Origin of the sequence: Pseudodonghicola sp., assembly GCF_048268305.1 — a bacterium.
Classification (GTDB): Bacteria; Pseudomonadota; Alphaproteobacteria; order Rhodobacterales; family Rhodobacteraceae; genus Pseudodonghicola.
In genome coordinates, this window is record NZ_JBLWVT010000001.1 from 159,684 (window position 1) to 174,633 (window position 14,950).

The 14,950-nt window shown below is 67.0% G+C and carries 19 protein-coding genes; 9 read left to right on the plus strand and 10 right to left on the minus strand.

Going from position 1 to position 14,950, the window contains the following annotated elements; genetic code table 11:
- Positions 1 to 100: 100 nt before the first annotated feature.
- Both ACN0V4_RS00815 and ACN0V4_RS00820 read right to left on the minus strand, forming a co-directional pair.
- Complete coding sequence (locus ACN0V4_RS00815; RefSeq protein WP_417672608.1) at positions 101 to 1,006, minus strand: LysR family transcriptional regulator; 906 nt, start codon at positions 1,004 to 1,006, stop codon at positions 101 to 103.
- A 128-nt stretch (positions 1,007 to 1,134) separates the two neighbouring features.
- Entirely contained in the window at positions 1,135 to 1,842 is a 708-nt protein-coding gene (locus ACN0V4_RS00820; protein ID WP_417672609.1) for an ArsR/SmtB family transcription factor, read from the minus strand.
- Positions 1,843 to 1,915: 73 nt separating this feature from the next.
- On the opposite strand from ACN0V4_RS00820, the gene ACN0V4_RS00825 reads away from it, so the two are divergent.
- Together ACN0V4_RS00825 and ACN0V4_RS00830 are read left to right on the plus strand one after the other, a co-directional pair.
- Positions 1,916 to 2,233: an NIPSNAP family protein gene (locus ACN0V4_RS00825; RefSeq protein ID WP_417672610.1), complete on the plus strand. Its 318-nt coding sequence runs from the start codon at positions 1,916 to 1,918 to the stop codon at positions 2,231 to 2,233.
- Positions 2,230 to 2,577: an antibiotic biosynthesis monooxygenase family protein gene (locus tag ACN0V4_RS00830; RefSeq protein WP_417672611.1), complete on the plus strand. Its 348-nt coding sequence runs from the start codon at positions 2,230 to 2,232 to the stop codon at positions 2,575 to 2,577. Before ACN0V4_RS00825 ends, ACN0V4_RS00830 begins: the two co-directional genes overlap by 4 nt.
- A 358-nt stretch (positions 2,578 to 2,935) precedes the next feature.
- Here ACN0V4_RS00830 and ACN0V4_RS00835 read toward each other — a convergent pair whose 3' ends face one another.
- Positions 2,936 to 4,960 carry an FAD-dependent oxidoreductase gene (locus ACN0V4_RS00835; protein ID WP_417672612.1) on the minus strand — a complete coding sequence of 675 codons (2,025 nt, stop codon included), beginning with the start codon at positions 4,958 to 4,960 and terminating at the stop codon, positions 2,936 to 2,938.
- A 131-nt stretch (positions 4,961 to 5,091) separates the two neighbouring features.
- Between ACN0V4_RS00835 and ACN0V4_RS00840 the strand changes: the two genes are divergently transcribed.
- The gene (locus ACN0V4_RS00840; protein WP_417672613.1) at positions 5,092 to 5,577 is read left to right on the plus strand and encodes an RNA pyrophosphohydrolase; all 486 of its coding nucleotides are present in this window, start codon (positions 5,092 to 5,094) and stop codon (positions 5,575 to 5,577) included.
- Between the two features lie 67 nt (positions 5,578 to 5,644).
- Positions 5,645 to 5,839 (plus strand): hypothetical protein, encoded by a 195-nt coding sequence (locus tag ACN0V4_RS00845; protein ID WP_417672614.1) that lies wholly within the window; start codon positions 5,645 to 5,647, stop codon positions 5,837 to 5,839.
- Between the two features lie 108 nt (positions 5,840 to 5,947).
- Here ACN0V4_RS00845 and ACN0V4_RS00850 read toward each other — a convergent pair whose 3' ends face one another.
- From ACN0V4_RS00850 to nth, 3 genes are read right to left on the minus strand one after another with little or no spacing between them, the layout of a single operon-like run.
- The gene (locus tag ACN0V4_RS00850) at positions 5,948 to 6,547 is read right to left on the minus strand and encodes a GNAT family N-acetyltransferase (RefSeq protein WP_417672615.1); all 600 of its coding nucleotides are present in this window, start codon (positions 6,545 to 6,547) and stop codon (positions 5,948 to 5,950) included.
- On the minus strand, positions 6,547 to 7,536 hold the full coding sequence (locus ACN0V4_RS00855; RefSeq protein WP_417672616.1) for an adenosine kinase: 990 nt from the start codon (positions 7,534 to 7,536) through the stop codon (positions 6,547 to 6,549). The genes ACN0V4_RS00850 and ACN0V4_RS00855 overlap by 1 nt, the downstream gene beginning before the upstream one ends.
- Positions 7,533 to 8,177, minus strand: coding sequence for an endonuclease III (nth, locus tag ACN0V4_RS00860; RefSeq protein ID WP_417672617.1), 645 nt, complete (start codon positions 8,175 to 8,177; stop codon positions 7,533 to 7,535). The genes ACN0V4_RS00855 and nth overlap by 4 nt, the downstream gene beginning before the upstream one ends.
- 75 nt (positions 8,178 to 8,252) lie before the next feature.
- Here nth and ACN0V4_RS00865 point away from each other — a divergent pair, with 75 nt between their 5' ends.
- Positions 8,253 to 9,038: a hypothetical protein gene (locus tag ACN0V4_RS00865; RefSeq protein ID WP_417672618.1), complete on the plus strand. Its 786-nt coding sequence runs from the start codon at positions 8,253 to 8,255 to the stop codon at positions 9,036 to 9,038.
- Positions 9,039 to 9,047: 9 nt separating this feature from the next.
- Here the strand turns inward: ACN0V4_RS00865 and ACN0V4_RS00870 are convergent, their stop codons facing one another.
- Positions 9,048 to 9,947: a serine hydrolase domain-containing protein gene (locus ACN0V4_RS00870; protein ID WP_417672619.1), complete on the minus strand. Its 900-nt coding sequence runs from the start codon at positions 9,945 to 9,947 to the stop codon at positions 9,048 to 9,050.
- A gap of 118 nt (positions 9,948 to 10,065) precedes the next feature.
- Between ACN0V4_RS00870 and ACN0V4_RS00875 the strand changes: the two genes are divergently transcribed.
- Entirely contained in the window at positions 10,066 to 10,971 is a 906-nt protein-coding gene (locus tag ACN0V4_RS00875) for a methylated-DNA--[protein]-cysteine S-methyltransferase (RefSeq protein ID WP_417672620.1), read from the plus strand.
- On the opposite strand, the gene ACN0V4_RS00880 is transcribed toward ACN0V4_RS00875, so the two are convergent.
- Positions 10,914 to 11,150 (minus strand): hypothetical protein, encoded by a 237-nt coding sequence (locus ACN0V4_RS00880; protein WP_417672621.1) that lies wholly within the window; start codon positions 11,148 to 11,150, stop codon positions 10,914 to 10,916. The two genes, ACN0V4_RS00875 and ACN0V4_RS00880, sit on opposite strands and share 58 nt — an antisense overlap.
- A 117-nt stretch (positions 11,151 to 11,267) precedes the next feature.
- Here ACN0V4_RS00880 and ACN0V4_RS00885 point away from each other — a divergent pair, with 117 nt between their 5' ends.
- The 3 genes from ACN0V4_RS00885 (at position 11,268) to ACN0V4_RS00895 (ending at position 13,421) form a co-directional block, all read left to right on the plus strand.
- Positions 11,268 to 11,957: a helix-turn-helix transcriptional regulator gene (locus ACN0V4_RS00885; protein WP_417672622.1), complete on the plus strand. Its 690-nt coding sequence runs from the start codon at positions 11,268 to 11,270 to the stop codon at positions 11,955 to 11,957.
- A 158-nt stretch (positions 11,958 to 12,115) separates the two neighbouring features.
- Positions 12,116 to 12,778 carry an OmpA family protein gene (locus tag ACN0V4_RS00890; RefSeq protein WP_417672623.1) on the plus strand — a complete coding sequence of 221 codons (663 nt, stop codon included), beginning with the start codon at positions 12,116 to 12,118 and terminating at the stop codon, positions 12,776 to 12,778.
- A 100-nt stretch (positions 12,779 to 12,878) separates the two neighbouring features.
- Complete coding sequence (locus ACN0V4_RS00895; RefSeq protein WP_417672624.1) at positions 12,879 to 13,421, plus strand: NADPH-dependent FMN reductase; 543 nt, start codon at positions 12,879 to 12,881, stop codon at positions 13,419 to 13,421.
- 69 nt (positions 13,422 to 13,490) lie between these two features.
- Here ACN0V4_RS00895 and ACN0V4_RS00900 read toward each other — a convergent pair whose 3' ends face one another.
- Entirely contained in the window at positions 13,491 to 13,895 is a 405-nt protein-coding gene (locus tag ACN0V4_RS00900; RefSeq protein ID WP_417672625.1) for a VOC family protein, read from the minus strand.
- Entirely contained in the window at positions 13,892 to 14,929 is a 1,038-nt protein-coding gene (locus ACN0V4_RS00905) for an NAD(P)/FAD-dependent oxidoreductase (protein WP_417673059.1), read from the minus strand. Before ACN0V4_RS00905 ends, ACN0V4_RS00900 begins: the two co-directional genes overlap by 4 nt.
- Positions 14,930 to 14,950: the final 21 nt, after the last annotated feature.

The window sequence follows — 14,950 nt, forward strand, 5'->3', positions numbered from 1 at the left end:
ATCGGAGAAGGCGCCGCCCCGGTCGTCCCAGTACAAAAAAGCCCCCATGCAGAGCACGGGGGCAGGTTATGCCAAGGGCGCAGGCTTCGGCTCAGGCAAATTACCAGTCGGTCGGGCCTTTCTCGGCGAAGGCGTGGACCAGGAAATCAATGAAGGCGCGAACCTTGGGCTGGGTGAAGCGGCCCGGCGGGTAGACCGCATAGATGCCCTGGGTTTCCAGCGGCAGCGAGGGCATCGCATCCTCGACCAGCCCCTCCTTCATCGCATGGGCGTAGAGATAGCTGGGCAGATAGGCGATGCCGAGCCCGGAGATGGCGGCGTTCAGCAGCGATTGACCGTCGTTCACCGACAACCAGCCCGAGGTGCGCACCTGCCGCTTTTCGCCCGAAGGCGCGGTCAGCTTCCAGACGTTGCCGCTGGACTGGTTGGAATAGTGCAGCAGCTTGTGTTCGTTCAGATCATCGATCTTCTGCGGCCGGCCGTATTTCTGGATATACTCGGGGCTCGCGATCAGCCGCTTGGTGGTTTCGGTCAGCTTGCGGGCGCGCAGGGTGCTGTCCTCAAGCTCGCCGATCCGGACCGCCATGTCGAACCCTTCCGAGATCAGTTCGACATAGCGGTTGTTCAGCACCATGTTGACGGTGATGTCGGGAAAATCGGCCAGGAAGTCGGACAGGATCGGCGACAGCAGGTTGACCCCGAAATCGGTGGCGACGGAAATCCTGAGCAGACCCGAGGGCGCCGATTGCATCGAGGTGACCAGCGCGTCGGCCTCTCCGGCGTCGTTCAGCACCCGGCGGGCGCGATCGTAATAGGCCAGGCCGATTTCGGTGGGGCTGACCCGGCGGGTGGTGCGGTTCAGCAGCCGCGCCCCCAGCCGTGCCTCAAGGCTCGACACATGCTTGGACACGGCGGATTTCGAAATCCCCATCTTCTTGGCCGCATCGGTGAAGCCACCTTGATCCACCACATTGGCGAAGGCTTCCATTTCGGTCAGTCGGTCCATGCCGTCATCCTCGGTTTCTTGTCTTTCAACCGCTTATCGGGGTCAATCTGGGCAAGAACGGGGCAGGGATGGGATATTCTCGGGAATTTGGCAGGTATCGTGTATAAGTCGGAAACGACGATTGTGGCTCAGCCCCGGGGCTCGGGGCGGGGGAAGGTCTGCGTGAAGGCCTGGGCAAAGGCCATCTCGCCCTGGCGCGTGAAGATGACCGCGCGACTGTCTTTGGCGCGTCGGGCCCAGCCATTGGCGATGAATTGCGTCAGCAGCGCACGGCCGAGTTGCCCGGCCAGATGCGATTGCCGGGCGCTCCAGTCCAGACATTCACGGCAAAGCGGCGCGCGGCTGCGGGGCAGGGCGGCGAGATCGACACCCAGACCCGCGACAAAGCCTCGCCCCGAGTCGGTCAGCGCCAGTTTCTCGTCCTCTCCGGTCACAAACCCGCGGGCGCGCAGGGCGTGGTACATCTGCACCCCCATCTCGCCGGCAAGGTGGTTGTAACAGACCCGGGCGCGGCGCAGCGCGTCGTCTTTCGGGCCGGTGCGGGTACGCAGGTGGCCATGGCCGGCAGCGAGCCCCATCAGCGCCTCGAGCACCTTGGCGACCTCATCGTCCGAGAGGGTGAAATAGCGGTGGCGGCCTGATTTGCGCTGGGCGATCAGCCCACCCTCTTCAAGCTTGCGCAGGTGCGACGAGGCAGTGGGCAGGCCGACGCCCGCCTCGGCCGCCAGTTCGCTGGCGGTCAGGGCCTTGCCGCTCATCAGCGCGGTGAGGATGTTGGCGCGGGCCGGATCACCGATCAGCGCGGCGACGCGGGCGATGTCTGGACCTTCTTTCATGCTTCGATCATGGGCGAAGCATAAGCGCGGTGCAAGCGGTTAGAAGGGGGCATTCAGACCAAGGAGAAAGCCCATGCTGACCTGCGTGATCCGTTATCAGATCGACCCGACCAAACACGACCAGTTTCGCCAGTACGCCCGCACCTGGGGGCAGGCGATCCCGCGCAATGGCGCCGACCTGATCGGCTATTTCGCGCCGCATGAAGGATCGAGCACGCTGGCCTATGGCATTTACAACATCGAGAGCCTGGCGGCCTATGAGGCCTATCGCGCCCGGCTGGCCGCCGATCCGCTGGGTCGGGAGAATTATCTTTTCGCCCAGAAGGAACGCTTCATCTTGCGCGAGGACCGATGCTTCCTGAAACTCGCCTCGGGAGGACCGGCAACATGATCGCAGTGATTTTCGAGGTGGAACCGATGGAGGGCCGCGCCCCGGCCTATCTGGATATCGCGGCCGAGATGCGGCCTCTGGCCGAGGCGATCGAGGGCTTCATCTCGGTCGAGCGGTTCGAAAGCCTGACCCAGCCCGGCAAGCTTCTGTCGCTGTCCTTCTGGGAAGATGAGGCGGCGGTGGAGCGCTGGCGGGCGCTTGCGGCACATCGCGCGGCGCAGGCGAAGGGACGGGGCGGGTTGTTTCGCGACTATCGGTTGCGGGTCGCCCATGTGCTGCGCGATTACGGCATGACCGAGCGGGCAGAGGCCCCCGCGGACAGCCGCGCGGCGCATGGGGAATAGGGGGCTCTGCCCCCACGGCCTGCGGCCGTTCCCCCGGGATATTTGCAGCTAGAAAAAGGGGGGTGAGCGGCGCCCGGAAAACAGTCCAGTGGACTGTTTTCAGCCGCGAACGGGCGTAGCCCCGGGAAGGCGCAGGGACAAACAGTCCAGTGGACTGTTTTCAGCCGCGAACGGGCGTAGCCCCGGAAGGCGCAGGGACAAACGGTCCACTGGACGGTTCGGCGGGGAAACTCTCCCCCCGGGAGAGTTTCCTGATCCGCCGCACTCAGCCGCGACCGGGCGGAGTCCCGGGGAGGCTCCCAGGCCACGGCGATGGCCAGGGAGGGCCGCGCCTCGACCGGTTTTTGCCTCGCGCGGATCAGAGCGCGGCGGCGAGCCTTGTGCCTTGGTCGATCGCCCGTTTGGCGTCCAGTTCGGCCGCCACATCGGCACCGCCGATCACATGGGCGGCGATGCCCTTTTCCGCCAGCGCCTCGGCGAGGCTGCGCTCCGACACTTGGCCCGCGCAGAGCACCACGGTATCTGCGGCGATCAACGTGGGGTTCTCCCGCGCCTCGCCGAAGGAGACATGCAGACCGTCTGCGTCGATCTTCTCGTAATTCACGCCGCCGACGAAATTGACCCCCTTCATCTTCAGCGTGGCGCGGTGGATCCAGCCGGTGGTCTTGCCGAGCCCCTTGCCATGCGCCTGTTTCTTGCGCTGCAGCAGCGTCACCTGCCGCGCCGGCGCCGCCGGTTGCGGCCCCTCGGGGGCGAGGCCGGAGCGGTGTTTGGCGGGGTCGGTGACCCCCCATTCGGTCATCCAGGCCGGCAGGTCGGTGGCGGGGCTGTGGTCTTCGAACAGGAATTCCGAGACGTCGAAGCCGATGCCGCCGGCGCCGATCACCGCGACCGATCTGCCAACCGGGGCCTTGTCGCGCAGCACCTCGATATAGCTGAGCACATTGGCGCCATCCTCGCCGGGGATCCCCGGATCGCGCGGGGTGACGCCGGTGGCGATCACCACCTCGTCGAAGCCGGTCAGATCCGCCGCCGTGACCTGTCGCCCCAGTTCGACCGTGATGCCGGAGGTCGCGAGCATGGTCTTGTACCAGTCGACCAGCCCCCGGAACTCTTCCTTGCCAGGCACCTGCTTGGCCATGTTGAGCTGGCCGCCGACCTCTTCCGCCTTGTCGAAGAGCGTGACCTCATGGCCCCGCTCCGCCGCTGCCAGCGCGGTGGAGAGCCCGGCGGGGCCGGCGCCGACCACCGCGATGGTCTTGGGCGCTGCGGTCTTCTCCAGCACCAGCTCGGTCTCGTTGCAGGCGCGCGGGTTGACCAGGCAGGAGGTCAGCTTGCCGCCGAAGGTGTGGTCCAGACAGGCCTGATTGCAGGCGATGCAGGGGGCAATGGTCGCCGCGGCGCCCGCCGCCGCCTTGGCGACGAAATGCGAATCGGCCAGCATCGGGCGCGCCATCGACACCATGTCGGCGCAACCCTCGGCCAGAACCTGCTCGGCCACGGCTGGGGTATTGATCCGGTTCGAGGTGATCAGCGGCACCGACACCTTGCCCATCAGCTTCTTGGTCACCCAGGCGAAGGCCGCACGCGGCACCGAGGTGGCGATGGTGGGGATGCGCGCCTCGTGCCAGCCGATGCCGGTGTTGATGAGGGTGGCGCCGGCCTTTTCGATCTCCCGCGCCAGTTGCACCACCTCGTCATGGGTGGAGCCGTCGGGCACCAGGTCGATCATCGACAGTCGATAGATGATGATGAAGTCGGGGCCGACGGCCTCCCGCGTGCGGCGGACGATCTCGATCGGCAGGCGCATGCGGTTCTCATACGAGCCGCCCCAGCGATCCGTGCGCTTGTTGGTATGGGTGACGAGGAACTGGTTGATGAAATAGCCCTCGGATCCCATCACCTCGACCCCGTCATAGCCGGCCTTCTGCGCCAGCACGGCGGCCTGCACGAAATCGGCGATCTGTTTCTCGATCCCCTCCTCGTCCAGCTCGTTCGGCGGGAAGGGGGAGATCGGCGATTTCACCGGGCTGGGCGCCACGCATTTCGGCCCGAAGGCATAGCGACCCGCATGCAGGATCTGCATGGCGATCTTGCCGCCGGCCTGATGCACGCGATCCGTCACGATGGCATGATTGGCGACATCCTTGTCGCTGACCATCATCGCCGCGCCAGGGGCAACCGAGCCCTCGAGGTTCGGGCCGATGCCGCCGGTCACCATCAGCGCCACGCCGCCACGGGCGCGTTCGGCATAGAATTCGGCGACGCGGTTCCAATCACCGGTCTCTTCCAGCCCGGTGTGCATGGAGCCCATCAGCACGCGGTTCTTCAATGTGGTGAAGCCCAGATCCAGCGGCGCCAGAAGATGTGGGTACTCGGTCATATCAGCCCTCCCTTAGCTGGCGGCAGAATTGCCGCATTCGGGATATCTGTCACGCCTGAACCCTGCGTCAGCGGCTTGCGCCCGGCGATGCAGGCGCTAGACAGAGGGGGCCCAGCGAAAGGAACCGCGTCATGACCCCTGAAGAGATCGCCAAGCTGCCCTATCGCCACTGCGTCGGCGTCATGCTGCTGAACGCCGAGGGGAATGTTTTCGTCGGCCAGCGCAATGACCGCAATGAGGATGCCTGGCAGATGCCGCAGGGGGGCGTCGACAAGGGCGAAGCGCCGCGCGATGCTGCCCTGCGCGAGCTTTGGGAAGAGACCGGGGTGACCGCCGATCTGGTGGAGATCGTGGCGGAGACCGCCTCCTGGCTGCCCTATGATCTGCCGCATGATCTGGTGCCGCATATCTGGAAGGGCCGTTATCGCGGGCAGGAGCAGAAATGGTTCCTGATGCGCTTCCTCGGGACTGACGATCAGGTGAATATCGAAACCGAACACCCGGAATTCAGCACCTGGCGCTGGCAGGAGCCGGAGCATCTGGTCGATCGCATCGTGCCGTTCAAGCGCGCGGTCTATGAGCGGGTGGTCGCCGAGTTCGCGCCCTATCTGCGCTGATCGCCCTTTGCGCGCCCCGGGGCTGGCGTTACCTTCGGCGATGACCCAGTCCCGAAGGGAGGCCCCGATGCGTCTCTGCCTTGTCCTGATGATCCCCGCGTTTTGTCTGGCGGCCTGCACCGGCTGCGAGCCGGCGCGGCCGGACGTGACCGTTGGTGTCGGCGTGGGCACCAGCGGGACGCATTCCGATCTGTCTGTCGGTCAAAGCTGCGGCCCGATGCATGTGCGGGTCGGCACCGGTGGCATGGGGCTGGCGCTTTAGGCGGGCGTTGCACGGAGGTCGCGTGCGGGAGCCTCCGGCGGGGATATTTTGAGCTAGAAAAAGACCGGGGGCCGGCCGCCAGCCTGTCGCGGGGCGGCGGCGCCGGGATCAGCCTTCGAAGATCGGTATCCGGGGCGCGGCGTCGCGCGGCAATTCGCCGGTCAGTCGCGGGTCCGGCGTGATCTCGATCTGCTGCCGGGTGGGGGTGAAGCCGCTGCGCAGATAGAAGCTCAGCGCGGCGGGGCTGTCGAGCGTGCAGGTATGGACGTGGAACCGGGCGATCGGTCGGGCCCAGGCGCGGGCGATGGCCTGGTTCATCAGCAGCCGCCCGGCGCCCGAGCCGATCAGCGCGTCGGTCAGGCCGAAGAAGGCCAGTTCGCATTCGCCCTCGTGCCGGAAGTCGAGTTCCAAGAGCCCCTCGGCGCGGCCATCCTTTTCCAGCGCCCAGATCTCGACATCGGGGTCGGTCAGGATGGCAACCAGTTCCGCCGTCTCCATCCGCAGGCGCGAGAACCACAGCCAATCGGCCCCGACCCGGGTGTAGAGGTCGCGGTACCAGTCGACTCCCGGGATTTCGATCCGGCGCAGGATGAGACCCTCGGGCAGGGGGACCGGGCGTTCGGCGGCGGGGGCGCGCATCTCAAGATGCGTCACCACCGTGGTCAGCATGCCCGGGGGCACCTCGTGGAAACCCGCCGCCAGAGCCATCAGAGCAGGCCCGCGTCTTTCAGCAGCGCCGAAACATCGGCCTCGGGCCGCGGCCCGATATGGCTGATCACCTCGCGGGCGCAGATATTGCCGATCCTGGCGCAGGTCTCCAGATCGCGACCGGTCGCCAGGCCATAGAGGAAGCCCGCGGCGAACTGGTCGCCGGCGCCGGTGGCATCCACGGGGGTGATCTTTTCGACCGGGATATCGGTGCGGACCGTGCCCTCCATCACCGTCACCCCGTCGCCGGAGCGGGTGCAGACGACCAGCGGGCAGAGCGCCGCGGTCATCATCAGCGCGTCGTCCAGGTGATCGGTCTGGAACAGCGACTGGATCTCGGCCTCGTTGCCGATCACGAAATCCATCTGATGTTCGATCAGCGACAGGAAATCGCTGCGATGCCGGTCGACGCAGAAGGGATCGGAGATGGCGATGCCGATCTTGCCGCCGCCCTTGTGGCAGTCTTGCGCCGCTTGCAGAAAGGCCTCTTTTCCCTTGTCCTTGTCGAAGAGATAGCCTTCGAGGAACATCAGCTGCGCCTGGCCCGCGACCTCCGCGGGCACGTCGTCCGAGCTGAGTTCCGAGGAAATCCCCAGATAGGTGTTCATCGAGCGTTCGCCATCGGGCGAGACGAAGATCATCGAGCGCGAGGTCGGCAGGTCGCCTTCCGCCACTGGCGGGTTGACGAAATCGACGCCCTGATCGGTCATTGCCTCGGCATAGAACCGGCCCAGCGCATCGTCGCGCACCCGGCCGATGAAGGCGGTCTTCAGCCCCAGCGCACCGGCGCCGGCGATGGTATTGGCGACCGATCCACCGGGCGTCTGCAGCCGGTTGGTCATCGCGCCATAAAGCAGTTCGGCGCGGTCGCGCTCGACCAACTGCATGATGCTCTTCTCGATGCCCATGTGGTCGAGAAAACTGTCGTCGGCCTGGCTGATCACGTCGACGATGGCATTACCGATGCCGACGAGCTGATAGGTGGTCATAGGTTCTTGTCCTCGAATTGGCAGAGATCGCGGATCAGGCAGGTGCCGCAGAGCGGTTTACGCGCCTTGCAGTGATAGCGACCGTGCAGGATCAGCCAGTGGTGGGAATGGAGCTGGAAATCCACCGGCACGTTGTCTTCGATGGCGCGTTCGACCGCCTCGACGGTCTTGCCGGGGCAGATGCCGGTGCGGTTGCCGACGCGGAAGATATGGGTGTCGACCGCCTGCGCCGGATAGTGCCACCACATGTTCAGCACCACATTGGCGGTCTTGCGCCCGACGCCGGGCAGCGATTGCAGCGCGGCGCGGGAATTGGGGACGATGCCGTCATAGTCCTCGACGAGGATCTTCGACAGCTTCATCACGTTCTTGGCCTTGTTGCGGTAAAGCCCGATGGTCTTGATATGCTCGATCAGCCGGTCTTCGCCCAATTCGAGCATCTTCTGCGGCGTGTCGGCGATCGGGAACAGGTGCCGCGTGGCCTTGTTCACCCCGGCATCGGTCGCCTGCGCCGACAGCGCCACGGCGACCAGCAGGGTATAGGCGTTGACATGCTCCAGCTCGCCCCTGGGTTCGGGCTCGCGGTCGTGAAACCGGGTGAAGATCTCGCGGATCGTATGATAATCGAGCTGTTGTGCCATCCGGGACTTAATGCCGTGGGTCGCGGTATCGTGCAACGTGAAAGCGTGGCGGGCGGTTGTCGCTGTGGCGGCGCGATGACACAGTTGCACCTGAAACCGACGATGGAGGCGCCGATGCTGATCGAGATCGGCCAGGGGTTGTTCTATGCCGAGGGCGGAGTTCGGTTCCTCGGCGCGCATCTGATGACCCGGATGAGCGTGGTGGTACTGCCCGATGGTGGGGTGGCGGTGATCTCTCCGCTGTTGCCGTCGCCGCCGCTGATCGGGGCGCTGCGGGCGCTGGGGCCGGTGCGGCATCTGATGTCGCCCAACAAGATCCACAATCAGGGATTGCCGGGCATGGCCGCCGCCTTTCCCGAGGCGCAGATCTGGGCCTCGCCCGGCCTGATCGAGCGACGGCCGGGGTTGACCTATGCCGGCACGCTGGGGGATCGTCCGCGGCCAGACTGGGCGCCGGTGATGGACCAGCACCTGACCCGGGGCAATCTGTTCTTTTCCGAGGTGGTGTTCTTCCATCGCGCCAGCAGGACGCTGATCGTTGCCGATCTGGTGGAGAATATCACCGAGGCCACGATAGGCGGGGGCTTTGCCCGGGCTGCCGCGCGGGCAGGTCATATCCTGGGGCGGCCGCTGCCGTCGCCCGAATTCCGCATGTATACCGATGACGCCGAGGCGGCCGCGGCGAGCCTTGATGCCATCGCCGCCTGGCGGTTCGAGCGGATCCTGATGGCACATGGGGAGATCATCACCGAGACCGCGCAAGAGACCTTTGCCGGGCTCAGGGATTTCCTGGTCGAAGAGGTGCGCCGCCGCCCCGCCTGGCGCCGGTCGCTCTATCGTCATCTCGCCGCGCGGCAATAGCGCAGCGGGTCATCGGGGCGGGGCTGCCAGCTCTCTGGCCAGGGCGATGGCGGCCTCTTCGGCCGGGGCGCTGTCGGGGCCGGCACCGAAGGCCGCCACCGTCACCCCCGGCGCGCCTTCGGGAAAGCTGCCGACGTAATTCGCCGCGAAGGGACCGCCGCCGGCATGTCCGATGGCGGCGCCCAGTCCGGGCGCTTCGCCCAGCATCAAGCCCATGCCATAGCCGATCGCGCTCCATGGCCGGCCGGGGACTGCCGGGGCCTGCATCGCCGGGGTGCGCATCAACGCCCGCATGTCGGGCGAGAGGATTTCTCCCTCAAGCACCGCCTGCATCATCAGCGCCGCCTCGCGCGCCGTGCCGATCAGACAGCCATGATAGACCCAGCCGGGATGATAGCGCCGCGCCGCCGGCCAGGCCAGCGCCGCGAAATCGGCACGGGTTTCCGCCAGCCGGGCGGAGAGGCCGAGCGGTTGGCAGATCTCCTGCTGCAGCAGGGCGGCCAGCGGGGCGTTATGGGTCTGCTCCAGCACCTGCCGCAGCAGCAGGTAGCCGATGTTGGAATAGGCCCAGCGCGTGCCAGGCATATAGCGCAGGGTTCTGGCCCCGGCGCGCCGCATGAGCTCATCGACCGGCCAGGGGTCTTCGTCTGCGGCCACCGCCATCTGATAGGCCGGCAGGCTGCCGTAATCGCCAAGCCCGGCGCGGTGTTGCAGAAGCTGGCGCAGGGTAAAGGGGCGGCCGGGCAGCGGCGCATCCAGATCGACGCGGCCCCGCTCGGCATCGCAGAGCATCAGGGCGGCAATCGCCGTCTTGGTCACGCTCCACCAGGGGAAAAGCACCTCATCCGCAGTATCGTACAGGCTACGCCCCGCGGCATCCACTGCCGCCAGGAAGATCGTCATCGTCATCTGTCCCCTTTGTTCCGACGACCAGCATATCCGATCCTGCGCGGCAATGCGCAACATTCGGGTCGCTTCCTGCCGCGTTCGACCCTACCTTTTTTGAGATTGGACAAGGAGTGGAATGATGGGCATCCAGGCAACGGGCAACCTGACCGGCGAGGCGCGGGAGCAAAGCTATCATTTCAACGTGATGCGGCGGGCGATCGAGCTGATCGACGAGAACCAGCAGGCCGGCGGCGAAGCCTTGTCCCTTGAGGATCTCGCCGCCCGCATGGGCATGAGCCCGGCGCATTTCCAGCGGCTGTTTTCGCGTTGGGTCGGGGTGTCGCCGAAGAAATATCAGCAATATCTGCGGCTCGGTCAGGCCAAGGCGCTGCTGCGCGATCGCTTCACCACGCTGGAGACCGCCCATGCGGTTGGGTTGTCGGGCGGCGGGCGGCTACATGATCTTTTCCTGCGATGGGAGGCGATGAGCCCCGGCGATTTCGCCCGTCACGGCGAGGGGCTGGTGATCCGCTGGGGCTGGTTCGACAGCCCCTTTGGTCCGGCGCTGGCGATGGGCACCGACAAGGGGCTGTGCGGTCTCGGCTTCGCGGCCGAGATCGGGGCCGAGGCGGCGATGGCGGACATGCGCGGCCGCTGGCCGGGGGCGGAGTTCATCGAGGATGCCGCCCGGCTGCGCCCGCTGGTCGAGGCCGCCTTTGCCCAGAAGGGGGAAACCGCGCTGCACATGATCGGCTCGCCCCTGCAGATCAAGGTCTGGGAGGCGCTGCTGCGCATCCCCTCGGGCCATGTCACCACCTATTCCGAAATCGCCCAGTCGATCGGCGCCCCCCGGGCGGTGCGCGCAGTGGGGACGGCGGTGGGGCGCAACCCGGTCAGTTGGCTGATCCCCTGTCACCGGGCCCTGCGCAAATCCGGCGCGCTGGGCGGCTATCACTGGGGGCTGCCGGTCAAACGCGCCATGCTGGCCTATGAGGCCGCGCGGGAGGACGGCTGCGACGAGGGCCGGGTGCAAGCCGCCGGCTGAGCCCGCCACCGCAGCCAGCGCCGCCAACCGGTCGGGGGCGGCGGCAGTTCCGCCGCCCTGCGCGCCTCGTGCAGCTTGCGGATTTCCCGCAGCTCGATCTCATGCGAGCTGGGGCGCCGGTCCTTCTCCCAGCGATCGAGCCCGAGGGTGACCATCACGATCCAATCATAGGAATACATCGGTTTTCTCCTGTTCGAGTGTATGGAGAAAACCCGATCCCTGCTGACAGCCTGTTGTCAGTGGCCCATGCTAGGATGTCAGCAGACTGACACGAGACCGCCCGGGACCCTTTCGCAATGCCGCGCAGTAACCGCCTGTTCGAGATCATCCAGATCCTGCGTGCCGCCCGCGCCCCGGTCCGGGCCGAGGATCTGGCCGACAAGCTCGAAGTCTCCAAGCGCACCGTCTATCGTGACATCGCCGCACTTCAGGCCATGCGCACCCCGGTCGAGGGCGAGGCCGGCGTGGGGTACATGCTGCGCAAGGGATACGATCTGCCGCCGTTGAATTTCGACGAGGAGGAGATCGAGGCGCTGCATGTCGGCCTGGCCATGCTGATCCGCACCGGTGACGGTGCCCTGCAGCAGGCCGCCGCCCGGGTCAGCCGCAAGATTGCCAATGTTCACGACTCGGCCGACTGGCTGCAGGTGGCGCCCTGGGGCGCGCCGCAGGACGATCCTGAGCTGGCGTGCGTGTCGATCGCGCTGTTGCGCCGGGCGGTGCGCTCTGCCCGGAAGCTCGGGCTCAGCTATGTCGACAAGGAGGGCCAGCAGACCACCCGGGTGCTGCGGCCGCTGGGGCTGATCTACCACGTCGATTGCACCCTGCTGGCCGGCTGGTGCGAGCTGCGCGGCGGCTTTCGCCATTTTCGCACCGACCGGATGCTGGGCGCCGAGTTGCTGGATCAGAGCTTTGCCGAAGAGGCGCCGGCGCTGCGCAGGCTCTGGCGCGAGCAGGAGGACTGGAATTACATCTTCAGCCCGTGATCCTCGCGCCCTGATCCCGGTTCGCGCGCTCGCGGATGCGATCACATGGGCGGCATTTCGCCGAAATCAGCCGCTCTGCGCTTGAGGGCGGGGGCCCAAGGTTCGATATTGCCCGCAATATCCCGCCTGGACGGGGTAAGATCACAAGAGGCAAGTTGATGACCTTCCTGAAAACCACCACCGTGGCAACGCTCTGTGCCGCTGTCCTGCTGGGCGCTTGCACCGACACGCAATTGCTCAGATCGAACGATCCCAATGCCAAGACCAAGAACGGGGCGCTGATCGGCGGTCTGCTGGGGGCGGGGGTCGGCGCGGTGTCGAATTCGTCGAACAAGACCGCCGCCGTTCTGGGCGGCGCCGCGGTCGGCACCATTCTGGGGGCCACCATCGGCCAGTCGCTCGACAAGCAGGCGGCCGAGCTGCGCCAGCAGCTTGCCAGCGACGGCATCACCGTCGTCAATACCGGCAGCCAGCTGGTGCTGACCCTGCCCAATGACATCACCTTCGATACCGACAGTTCCACCGTGCGCCCGGCGCTGCGGGCCGACCTGGATACCGTCGCCCTGCACCTGCAGCGCTATCCCGACATGCTGGTGCAGGTAATCGGCCATACCGACAGCGATGGCGATGCCGCCTATAACATCGGCCTGTCGCGTCAGCGCGCCACCGCCGTCTCCGATATCCTGCAGGCCGACGGCGTGCCCTACACCCGGCTCACCACCGTCGGTCGCGGCGAGGAGGAGCCGGTCGCCTCGAACCTGACGGCCGAGGGCAAGGCCCGCAATCGCCGCGTCGAAATCGTGATGATCCCGACCAAGTAAGTTGGCAGAGAAGACCGCCCGCCCGGCGCCATGGTGGCGCCGGGCGGGCGGTGTGGTCTAGGCTGACCCAGATAGGCGGATGTGACAGGAACCGAATCCGATGACAGCACTCACCCTTCTGGGGATCGCCGGCGCGCTGCGCCACGGCTCGACCAATCGCAAGCTGATCCGCGAGGCGGCCAGGGCCTTCGGCCCGGCCGACTTCATCGAGGCCGAGCTGACCCTGCCGCTCTATGACGGCGATCTGGAGGACGGCGCGGGCATCCCCGAGGCGGTGCAGCGGCTCGCCGATCAGATCGCCGCGGCCGACGCGGTGGTGATCTCCACCCCCGAATACAACAAGGGGCCATCGGGCGTGCTGAAGAACGCGCTCGACTGGGTCAGCCGGACCGCGACCAACCCCTGGGTCGACAGGCCGGTGGCGGTGATGTCCTCGGCGGCCGGGCGCGCCGGCGGTGAACGGGCGCAGATGGTGCTGCGCGGCTTTCTCACCCCGTTCCAGCCGCGCCTGCTGACCGGGCCCGAGCTGCATGTCGCCGATTGCCGCAACCAGTTCGATGCCGAGGGCCGGCTGATCAGCGATCGTTACGCCGCGACGCTGGAGACGCTGATGCAGAAGCTGCGCGCCGAAGTCAGGACCTGAGCCCGTGCGCCGGGGGCTTTGCCCCCGGACCCCCAGGATATTTGTGCCAGATCGAAGGGGCGGGCGGGATCAGCCGATCGGCGTCGCGATCTCGATCAGGTTGCCGTCGGGGTCGCGGATATAGAGCGACAGGATCGGCCCGGTGGCGCCGGTGCGGCGGATGGGCCCGTGTTCGATGGCGATCTCCCGGTCGGCGAGATGGGCCTGCCAATCGGAGAGAGGTGTCTCGGTCAGGAAACACAGGTCTGCCGTGCCGGGGCCGGGGTGGGCGGCCTTCGGGTCGAAGGGCGCGGCGGCGGGGTGAAGGTTGATCTTCTGCTGCCCGAAGCGCAGCGCGGTGCGGCGGCTGCCGTCGGCGGGGTGGAAGACCTCGGCGTTCATGCCGAGGGCACCGGTATAGAAGCCGACCGTCGCGTCGATATCCGTGACGGTGAGAACCAGATGGTCGAGCGCGGTGAGGCGGGGGGCGGTCACAGCGAGGCCTCCGGTCGAAAGCCGTCGGGGATGGCGTCGCGCCCCTCCAGCATCAGGTCGGCCATCACCTCGGCCACCTTGGGGGCCATGCCGAAGCCGATCTTGAAGCCGCCGTTGGCGATGAACTGGCCCGGGTGCAGCGGATGCGCCCCGAGCATCGGTGCGCGCGACTTGCTGCGGGGGCGCAGCCCGGCCCAGCGTTCGAGCACCGGCACATCGGCCAGCACCGGCATGGCGGCGACGGCGCGGGCGATCACCGCATCGAGCTGGGCATCGGTCGCGGTCGCATCGTCGAACTCCCGTTCGCTGGTCGAGCCGATCGCCAGGGTGCCATCGGCATGGGGCACGATATGGACCGCATCGGCGAAGAGCTGTGGCGCCTCGGGGCCGGCGTCATAGGCGAGAAGCGCCGCCTGTCCCTTGACCGCATTGCCCACCACCTTGCCGAAATGGGCGGAAAGCTCTGCCAGGCCGGCGGCGCCGGTGGCGTGGAGCACCTGGCCCTCTAGCGAGCCTTCGGCCACGATCTCCGCCCCCTTCGTCTTGAGCGCCGCCACCAGCGCGGCGCAGGCGCGGCGCGGGTGCATGCGCGCGCTGAGGCTGTCGTGGATCAGCAGGCCGGTGGGCGAGGGCGGCGCCCAGGGGCCGAAATCGCCCACCGGGCGCACCGCCCAGGTCGCGCGGCCCTGCCAGAGATCGGCCGCGGTGATCGCGCGGGCACGGGCCAGCTCCAGCGCATGATCGTCGGCGATCGGTTGCAGCCGGCCGGTGCGGCCATAGCCGGCGCTGGTGCCGCCTGCCGCCTCGACGCCCGCCCAGAAGTCTTCGGCCATCAACAGGCTGTCGAGCTGGAAGGCCTTCTTGTCGTTCCAGTTCTCGGGCACATGCGGGGCGAGCGCGCCGACCAGCCCGCCGGAGGCGCCGGCGCCGGGGCCGAAGGGGTCGATCACCCGTACCCTGGCCCCGCGCCGGGCGCAGGCCCAGGCCGTTGCCAGCCCGAAGGCCCCCGCGCCGAAGACCGTCACATCCGCCATTGCCATTGTCGCCGCCTTTCT